This window comes from Streptomyces sp. H27-H5 (genome assembly GCF_026627505.1).
Lineage (GTDB): Bacteria > Actinomycetota > Actinomycetes > Streptomycetales > Streptomycetaceae > Streptomyces.
The window spans coordinates 1-888 of record NZ_JAPNLK010000336.1; the positions used below are offsets into that span (position 1 = coordinate 1).

Here is an 888-nt window from a genome sequence, read left to right on the forward strand (position 1 = left end):
ATCTGGGACCAGATCACCGGGACTCTCGGCCTGTCCGCAGCAGCCTGAACCACCGTCACCACCACGGCCAGATACGCCCCGAACCAGAACACACCCACCAGGACTCACCCAACCTGACAACGCCGCCTGCTGTCCGGTGGCCCTGCCGTGCCGGGCGGTGAAGGTCGCCCGCTCTTCTTACTACGCCTGGTGCGAGGGTGAAGCCGCCCGCCAGGCCCGCCGGGCGGCCGACGACGCGCTCGCGCACGAGATCACCGTTCTCCACATCGCGTCCCGCAAGACCTACGGGGTGCCGCGGATCCACGCCGAGCTGCGGCGCCTGGGCAGGCCTGTGAACCGCAAGCGCGTCGCCCGGATCATGCGGGAGGCCGGCATCCAGGGCGTCACCCGCCGCAAGCGGCGTTCACTGACCCGCGCGGACAAGGGGCCTTGACCCCAGATGTTGAACACGTCTATGCGGCTTGGGTCAGGGTAGTTGCTGCTGGTTGGAGGTCGTTCTCGTAGGTGATCGGGGCCCGGTGGCCGAGGCGGGAGTGCCGGCGGCGGGTGTTGTATCGGGTCAGTCAGCGGAAGGCGTCGAGCCTGGCCTCAGAGCCTGGTGATCAGGGGCTCTGGTGTTCGGGTGGGGATTTCCGGGGCTCGTGAGGTATGAGCCTCGATCCACCGCGTGGCGGTTGGGCTGTGGACGGAGAAATGAAGAGAGGTGCCCGCTGACCTGGGATGATGGGAGTTCTTACGCTTCCATCAGACCCGAGTGAGAGGGCACCTCGTAAGTGAAATCCTCCCACAGCTCGGCGGCGGTGTTCGCGGCGTTCGACGAGCCGAATCTGATCGCGCATGCCGGACTTGTCCCGATCGTCCGGCTTGCCGAGCGGTGCTGTCTGCCGG

Annotated in this window: 1 protein-coding gene; it reads left to right on the forward strand. The window is 67.1% G+C overall.

Going from position 1 to position 888, the window contains the following annotated elements; translation table 11 throughout:
* Nucleotides 1–157 precede the first annotated feature (157 nt).
* Nucleotides 158–433 (forward strand): IS3 family transposase, encoded by a 276-nt coding sequence (locus OTB19_RS43150; RefSeq protein ID WP_267804322.1) that lies wholly within the window; start codon nucleotides 158–160, stop codon nucleotides 431–433.
* Nucleotides 434–888 lie beyond the last annotated feature (455 nt).